Raw genomic sequence first — 7,629 nt, 5'->3', positions numbered from 1 at the left:
CCGCAAATCAGGCCGTTCTGGCAAACTGAACGAAATAATCCCGGCAACATCTGATAACTGCTCGAACCATCGTGGCTGTTGAGCAGAATAATTTCAGGGACCTGATTACCCGTGATCTGCCCCTCGCGGCGCAGGCGGAGCATATGCTTGGTGTGTTCACGTTTGTTTGGGTCACGTACGCGGGTTTGACAGGCAAAGAACGGCCGGAAACCCTCGCGCTGCAGGTTGTCTAAAAGTGAAATGGTCGGAATATACGTATATCGCTCGCTGCGCGACTCGTGTTTCTCTTCGCCGAATACGCTGGGAACAAAGTGCGCAAGTTCATCACGGGTCAGCGGACGGTCGCGGCGAATGAGGTTTACCGCACCAAAGCGGCTGGTTAAACGGGTCATAGGCATTTCCTTTTATTGGCGAATAAAAACAAAAAAGCCAGCCGGTGAGGGCTGGCATATGGGATTCAGAAGTGCGGGAGTGATGATGTGTAAACGGGCCTACTGGCAGATAAGAATTCGCAATATCTGACTTATCATTCCACTGATGATAGTGATTACCAGCAGGTTGACGGCTTCTCTGGCGGTATGAATACTTTCCTCATCGTGACCGAGCTGTCGGAAATGTGCTTCCACAAAGAGTTGTGCCTGGTGGCTGGCGCTCAACATCAGCGCCTGGCCCAGAGCGGTAATCAGCATTTTCAGGAATGCCATCGAAATATTCTCCAGACTGTCTTGCAATAGCCCATGCAGGGCATTTTAGGATTGAAACGCACGTATTAATCGTGCACCCGTTCAGATGTGGGGATTACCGTGGTGAAGGGGGCAGAGGAGACAGTGCCGGACCCTAAATTATGCGGTGGTTTACCAGAACCGGTGGCGTGTCATTGATGCAGTTGCAGGTCACTGTCCCCCAATAATCCCCAGTACCGGTGATAATATCCAGATTTTATAAAATCACTATTCGGCATACCTCGAAATTCACTATGCGAAATAGTGCAAAATGCAGGACCGGCGCATTGATACGCCGGCTTACGTTTCTGTCATACAAACCTTCCTTTATTGAAGAAATTGAAATATATGACAATGCATCGCCTTAGAGGACAAACTTCGATACACACCCTTGCGTACCAAATTCTGGCAGTACTTTGCCTGCCCCGTTTAGCGTGAACGTAGCTGACCGAACATTTTCACCAGACACAGTGACCTGTTTGCCGTTTCGCAGGTGGTTCCAGGCCGATGTGATACTTCCCTCCCCCGCATGACTGTCCGTGTCACTGATATCGACAGCGTCATCTTCGTCGGTTTTCAGTAACAACCGTTTGCCACTGTCCATGCTGATGTCGTGGCCAGCAGGGTCCGTAAAGATGAGCGTGGCTGACCGCGAGCCATCGCCACAAGCCAGATAGAGCTGTGACTTACCTTTGCCCAGAATGACGTATTCTGATGACCCCTGCGCAAAGCCACTTGTCCAGGTTTGGTGATTGCCAAAAGCCTGCGCAACCAGGGGGAGCATAGCGCAGGCCAACAGCGAGGCATTTATCGTTGTTCTTTTCATTTTTAAGTCCTTATAGGCAAGTAGAAACGCGCACCGGTGAGTGACTGAGCGCAACTGCACTCTTTGTGTTTCCACGATTTTTAAGTGGCGAATACGATTCAAACCTGAATACCCAAAAGCCCTATTGCGCTCATCAAACCAATAAACCAGCCGATGAGTTGTGGCATGACCGCCCAGAACAAACGGGCCTGAATAACATCCCCGGTACTGCCGTACACGGCGTCCGGCATAATGAACTTTCTGATGATATTTCCCAGACAGACACCAATTCCCGGCAATACGCAGAGCAAAATGGCAGCCCACAGAGAGAACCAGAATCCAGTAATTAGGGTATTGCAGAAGGCGATAATCAGCCCGGCAATCGTCGACAGACCGAGACAAAGACGTAAAGGCATGTTTCCTTTCCTTTGACACATGACTATTTCCACGAATAAATCGTGTTAATTTTCAATAGATAAACAGTGATTTTAAAAATCGCGGGTCGATTTTATCGCCGCCAGTGGGTAGTGGATAATGAATAAATCAGATCGGTACGATCGACAATTTCGATCGTGATAAGACAGAAATACCTTGCGACATATCAGCCAATGTCACGGAAGAAAGAAAATCGGCGGGCTGCGAGTAACTCAGATGTCGGAGGGGGAAAGCGTTGCAGGTGTCGCCATATACGGAAACAGGTTGAGGATTTATTCATGGGAGATCCCAAAAAGAAAAGGCCATCCTATTTAGATGGCCTGGTGAGGTGAGACTGGAGGAGTATCGCTGTAGTGATATATATCTAGAAATTATTTAAAACCAGAAGAATGATTTTTAACGTTGTCGGGTAACTCGTCAATGAAATCAGGATCGTCTGTTATGGGTGAGCCTGAATCAATGCCGATGACTTCTGGCCCTTTCTGCAACGCGTCTCGAGTTTTTCGAGCCCTATATTTTTCATTGCTGTACTGGCTGTTATAGGTAAATCCGGATGTTGTTAAGGCGTGTAGACCAGGAATGTTATTATAGTTTTTGGCTACGCTGGCCAAATAGTTGAGATGATATTTGCTGGTATCTTTTATACTTTCCGCTATTTTAAGCCGCCGTTTTAATAATGTGTAATCAGCAGGCCTGACCGATCCGCCGTTATTTTCCCTCATTTTCAGCTGCTGAAGTTGCTCCCTGAGATCCCGGGCTGTAGAGATCGCTCTGTTTCTCCTATGTTTGTCCTCTGACAGGAAGGGATTGCGCACTTCCTTGTAAACGATGCTGTGGCCGTCATCTTTTTTTGACGCTATCCTGGCCCCTGGAGAGTCGTGTCGCGGAGGGTCGGGTAGTTCGCCGGCAAAGGAGTAATAGTGGACTTCGACAGTCTTGTTGCTGAGCTTGTGCCAGGTACTCGCGATATCTTGTGCGTACCATGTACTGAGATCCCCTTCGGACAGATAAAATATTATGTGCAGGAAAGGTTCAAAGTTCTCATCCGTGAGCAGGAAAAGCTTTGAATAGCCCAGAAATATACTGTATGCAGCCCGGTGTCTGAGCTTTTTAATAACCTCGGGTAGTTGCTTATTCAGCAGGTCTGCTTGTTTTTTTATTCCTTCATAAATCGAACCTTCTTGCCGATCCAGTGCAAACGCTTCACGGTCCAGGAAAATGGATACAGGAAAGAGAATGACTTTCTTTTTCTTGTCCCTTGCCTTCAGGACCATCGTGTCATAATGGGACTGAAGGCTACTGTAGATCTTCTTTTTATCCCTCAACAACACTTTCAGAGCCCGACGCCCTTCCTGGGAAAGTGAATATTCAAATGTATGAGTCCAGTAACCTTTCTTATCTAATAATAACGAAGGACCGGTAGTTGATCCCTGGTTGACACTGAAGCGTTTACCGTTCTCTTCCATCAGAAACTTCTCTCTCTTTTTTTTCTGGTCCTCGTGAAGAAGCGTCTTCCAGAGATTGTGCGGTTCATAAAGCAAACTTTGCCTGTTGTTGTCACCCAGAACCGGCTTAGGGGTAAACTGGATCAAGGTGTAGCTATCCGCAATTTCACCATAAATAACCTCGTTCCAGCTTCGCCCCGCTTGCCGGGCCTCAAGGTTAAAGAAACGAAACTCCTCGCCCGGTAACAGGACTTGCGTACCCTGCTTCTTTTGCGCCCCCATCTTTGCGTATTTTTCCATTGATATTGTCACTCTCCGCCTGAACATTTTTAACAAAATGAAAACAATTGGACTTCTTCCTGCTCAGACAGTATCTCTGAAACATAAGATTTAAAATGCGATAGAGGTATTATATTTACGCGTTAAAACCTGATAATTAAGCTATTAAAATTGAAAATTCATGTCGTAAATATAGGTGTTAAAATCAATAAAATGCGACTTTTTAGCGATATAACTCAGTTCTTTGACCATTTTTGCATGTTTTTACTTTTTTCTCCGTAATATTTCTCCATCATCACGAGGTGAAAAGCAAACCTACACGATGCGAGTAGCATGTTAAAAATTAACAAACCCGAGGTATGCAGCTGTAAAGGAAGTTTTCGCCAGTGGGATGAGCGTTATTCGTAGGCGTTTCCCAAGTTCAGATTGTTGCAATATGTAAGGGCCATTTCTGAAAAATCAGCACTCTTCAGGGTCGACGCGACCGCATCACTCAACCGAGATGATGTGCTGGAGATTGCAGGAGCGCGTCGGACATCCACAGATAAGCCGCAGTCGGTAGCCCAACGGACTCACCTTACGTGTTCTTCGCTTACCGGCAGACATCCATAAGGTTATTTATACGACCAACGCCATGGAGTCGTTAAACAGCCTCATCCGACACGCCGTCAAAAGCGCAGTGTGTTTCTGAAAGACGACTCGCTGAAAAAAGGGGTATTGCTTCGCTTCGCAGAAATGGACGTTGCCGTTGAGGGACTGAGGAATGGCGATAGGCCGCTTTATCATTGAGTGGGGTGATCGTCTTGGGGATCATTGATGAGGAAAGATCTATACATAGAACCTGGTACAGGCTCGATTAACGTCATCATCCTGCAGAAATAACGCATAGTCAGAAATACACTAAGTTGCCAGGCTTGAAACTTAATTAAGGTAATTACTGTTATTTTATTAGGAACAGTAATTCCTCCTCCCTCCCACATGATACCAATGGTGCAAAAAGTGATCCACCACAACGGTTGAAACCTGATCCAAGGATTAATCTGCTCTCCTGAACAAGGGAAAGCTTATAGTCACTTTTTGAGACAGTTATGAAAATTAAAACCCTACCCCACAGACATTCATCAACCAACCGCTAATCCTCTTCTATGACTCATCCAGACATCTGCATCCGACATTATCCCAGGTGATAGCCAGCAATCCGCATGCATTACATTAACGGTGGGAGAGTAAGCCGTTCCTGTCTCCGCTAGGCCATTAAAAAATAAATACTCCCGTTATCTCATGACCAATAACCTCACGAGTATTTAATCATGCAGCACACCATTAACCTTAATCACGAGCCTGACTATCCCTTACTGAATGAGCTGTTTCATCATCAAGACCAATTATTCGAACGTTACTCAAAATTATTAATGCTACGGATAGATTTTGCTTATCACACCAGCAGTAATGCGTTTGAGAACGCTGATGCCGCTCATATGAACCGGCTAACGGAACAATGCCATACCATCAAGGGGCTGGTGGGTTATGCGTGGGTAATGGAACATACCGAAACCCACGGTTTTCATATCCATGCTGCGTTTTATATCAATGGGCAGGCACACCGTAAAATCTGGGAGTTCTGGGAACAAATTAAAAACCGGTGGGAAAACATCACGGGGGGTGAAGGCTATGCGCATCGGTGTGAGCCCAAACCCCATTACCGTGTACGGGGAGAATGGGTAGTGTCGTTTTCTGACAAGCAGGGGCGCAGGGGGATGCAATACATCCTGAGTTACCTTGCAAAGCAATCACAGCGCATGAGGTACCCCATCTACAGGTTAAGTAATGTTCCTGCTCCTTCCCGCAGAGGCCGGCCTCGTAGCCAAAGCTGAGGTTACCAGGATGTCCATTTAAAAGTTACGCCACCGGCTTATCGTTTGAAGGAGGGCACCGCTTTGACTCCTTCTCCCTTTCATTCACGGAGAACAAACGATGACTATCCACAGCGACCTTTTAAACGACCAGTTTGTCACCATGGCCTTTATCACAAAACTAACGGGCTTGACGGACAAGTGGTTCTACAAACTTATCCAGGACGGCACTTTCCCAAAGCCGATTAAGTTGGGACGAAGCTCACGTTGGCTTCAGAGCGAAGTGGAGACCTGGCTGCAAGAGCGTATCGCTAATTCTCGTCCGTAAGCCACTCCTGAGCCATTCATCCCTAAGTCACCGACTAATCTATCCGACCTGAATTACCATGCCATTCGCATAACACCAGTCAGCCTATAAAGGGACGGCTTTCACCTGTATGGGCTTGATGAAGCCCTCTTTCACCAATTCATCAATATTCATCGGTAATTGATACTGAGTCCCCATACCCGGTTTTCCAAACGAAGTAGCTGCGCTTCCAGAGTTTACATCTGGGATAGTCCTTAAAACCTCATACTGCCGATATGGTGATTTCAAACTTGAGTCAGGCAAAGCGCGCGTTGCTCAAAAGGCACATCTATCGACGCCACAAATTTACCCTAATCAGTAAAGTTACCTTTCTCATCAAACCGGCCACCATATCTGTCAAACGTATGGCCAGGCTGAAGCTCAGTAATCGTTGGCGGCCCATCGAATCCGCTGTCAAAACCATTATTTGCTTTCGTTGGCCAGTTGGGACTTCCGTCAAGTTTCACCCACCTAGGATCAACACCCAACTTCTCACCAACCTGTGCTGGTGTCGTTTTTTTGACACGTTGCCCATCGACAATCGCAGTGTATTGACGCACAGCAAATGGAGTATCACCATACATCCCGCACATACCACTTTCATTGCTTTGCGCCTTGTCGATGGCTCGGCTACCACTCACAGTAATGGGATTGGTCGTTTCCAGCGCAGTACCTGAGCTTTTTGGACCAACAGCACCTCCGGCACTACCCCATAAACCCGGTTTTATTATTTCGTGAACAGCATTTTTAGGATCACTCGGATTTGGTTAATCTGAATCCTAATTACATTTGTACCCCAATTTCATCAGCTAACGCCCTCAATCGAATAGAAATATCAATAATCTCATTCTTGTTTAATCCACAGTATGTAGTTAGAGAGCCCTCTGGTACATTTTGAATTAACGCTAATCCACATGAAACAAAGTACCTAAGCTCTTTGGGCGTTACTCTAAAATTAATGTAATCACAATCGTTAATTTTCTCACTCATTTCTTCGGTACCTGAGAATTAATATAGTTATCCCAACCAACCCCACCTTTGTCTGGTCTGAAGGCAGTAGCTTCACCTCTCTGCCCTCTAATGACAATGGTTTTAGTTGAGTTATCAAGATAGTAAGTTGTCCCGTCAACAGATTGACGGCGTTCAATTTCTGGATTAGTAACAATACCTTCCACAAAACTTTGGAACTGACTTTTAGTACTGATACCAAGGTCAGAGAACTCTTGCCGTTCAAGCACATGCTTCTCGTAGGCATGGCCATTCGCGACTTCTTCAGCTAGAAGCTGAGAGTTAAGTTTTCCTTGGTTGACTGTGCTCTGTGCCCCATTGCTTCCTTTTGCACCAATCCCAACACCAATGCCCAACCCCGGCGGAACTATTTCATGAACAGCATTCTCAGGGTCATCCAGGGCACGAGGTGCACCAGTTTCCTGATGCAACTCCCTTTGTAATTCAATTTCATATTTTTTCTCTATCTCATTCGGGTCACTAGCAAGCGCATTATTCTCCACTGCTGCCTTCCCGGCAATCGCCCCTTGCACGCCTGCCAATGACGAATTCCCGGCCACACCACCCGCCAGACCGGCAGCTAATGTACTTAATGCGCTGACATTTGCCTTCTGATCCTCCGTCAGGTCTTCTGCTTTGGTATTGGGGTAAAATGCACTGATGATGATCTTCGCAGCTAATTCTCCCGCAGCACCGCCTGCTGCGCCGCCCGTCACTGAGCCACCCTGAATATAGG

The 7,629-nt window shown here is 46.6% G+C and carries 11 protein-coding genes and 1 pseudogene; 3 read left to right on the top strand and 9 right to left on the bottom strand.

What is annotated here, in order from left to right; translation table 11 throughout:
• The 5 genes from AC1DUO_RS22580 to AC1DUO_RS22560 form a co-directional block, all read right to left on the bottom strand.
• On the bottom strand, nucleotides 1-392 hold a 392-nt coding region (locus AC1DUO_RS22580), incomplete at its 3' end, for a DUF932 domain-containing protein (protein ID WP_477988845.1).
• 99 nt (nucleotides 393-491) lie between these two features.
• Nucleotides 492-704, bottom strand: coding sequence for a hypothetical protein (locus AC1DUO_RS22575; RefSeq protein WP_414060676.1), 213 nt, complete (start codon nucleotides 702-704; stop codon nucleotides 492-494).
• A gap of 382 nt (nucleotides 705-1,086) precedes the next feature.
• Nucleotides 1,087-1,548, bottom strand: coding sequence for a hypothetical protein (locus AC1DUO_RS22570; RefSeq protein WP_477988843.1), 462 nt, complete (start codon nucleotides 1,546-1,548; stop codon nucleotides 1,087-1,089).
• A 98-nt stretch (nucleotides 1,549-1,646) separates the two neighbouring features.
• Nucleotides 1,647-1,943 (bottom strand): permease, encoded by a 297-nt coding sequence (locus AC1DUO_RS22565; RefSeq protein ID WP_414060674.1) that lies wholly within the window; start codon nucleotides 1,941-1,943, stop codon nucleotides 1,647-1,649.
• A 390-nt stretch (nucleotides 1,944-2,333) separates the two neighbouring features.
• Nucleotides 2,334-3,707 (bottom strand): hypothetical protein, encoded by a 1,374-nt coding sequence (locus AC1DUO_RS22560; RefSeq protein ID WP_477988840.1) that lies wholly within the window; start codon nucleotides 3,705-3,707, stop codon nucleotides 2,334-2,336.
• Between the two features lie 568 nt (nucleotides 3,708-4,275).
• On the opposite strand from AC1DUO_RS22560, the pseudogene AC1DUO_RS22555 reads away from it, so the two are divergent.
• The 3 genes and pseudogenes from AC1DUO_RS22555 to AC1DUO_RS22545 form a co-directional block, all read left to right on the top strand.
• Nucleotides 4,276-4,377: pseudogene (locus AC1DUO_RS22555) on the top strand (transposase); the annotation flags it as partial.
• Between the two features lie 619 nt (nucleotides 4,378-4,996).
• Nucleotides 4,997-5,560: a YagK/YfjJ domain-containing protein gene (locus AC1DUO_RS22550; protein ID WP_477988838.1), complete on the top strand. Its 564-nt coding sequence runs from the start codon at nucleotides 4,997-4,999 to the stop codon at nucleotides 5,558-5,560.
• A 100-nt stretch (nucleotides 5,561-5,660) separates the two neighbouring features.
• Entirely contained in the window at nucleotides 5,661-5,867 is a 207-nt protein-coding gene (locus tag AC1DUO_RS22545) for a helix-turn-helix transcriptional regulator (RefSeq protein ID WP_414060670.1), read from the top strand.
• Between the two features lie 84 nt (nucleotides 5,868-5,951).
• On the opposite strand, the gene AC1DUO_RS22540 is transcribed toward AC1DUO_RS22545, so the two are convergent.
• From AC1DUO_RS22540 to AC1DUO_RS22525, 4 genes are all read right to left on the bottom strand, one after another.
• Nucleotides 5,952-6,149, bottom strand: a complete 198-nt coding sequence (locus AC1DUO_RS22540) for a TNT domain-containing protein (RefSeq protein WP_477988836.1) — start codon at nucleotides 6,147-6,149, stop codon at nucleotides 5,952-5,954.
• Between the two features lie 47 nt (nucleotides 6,150-6,196).
• Nucleotides 6,197-6,469, bottom strand: coding sequence for a hypothetical protein (locus AC1DUO_RS22535; RefSeq protein ID WP_477988835.1), 273 nt, complete (start codon nucleotides 6,467-6,469; stop codon nucleotides 6,197-6,199).
• A 199-nt stretch (nucleotides 6,470-6,668) separates the two neighbouring features.
• Nucleotides 6,669-6,875, bottom strand: a complete 207-nt coding sequence (locus tag AC1DUO_RS22530) for a hypothetical protein (protein ID WP_217215919.1) — start codon at nucleotides 6,873-6,875, stop codon at nucleotides 6,669-6,671.
• The coding region (locus AC1DUO_RS22525) for a VENN motif pre-toxin domain-containing protein (protein WP_477988833.1) at nucleotides 6,872-7,629 on the bottom strand (758 nt) is incomplete at its 5' end. The genes AC1DUO_RS22530 and AC1DUO_RS22525, both read right to left, overlap by 4 nt.

This window comes from Rahnella sp. P4_A8, assembly GCF_056402435.1.
The sequence above is the reverse complement of the archived record's forward strand: the minus strand, read 5'-3'. Positions and strand labels throughout refer to the sequence as shown.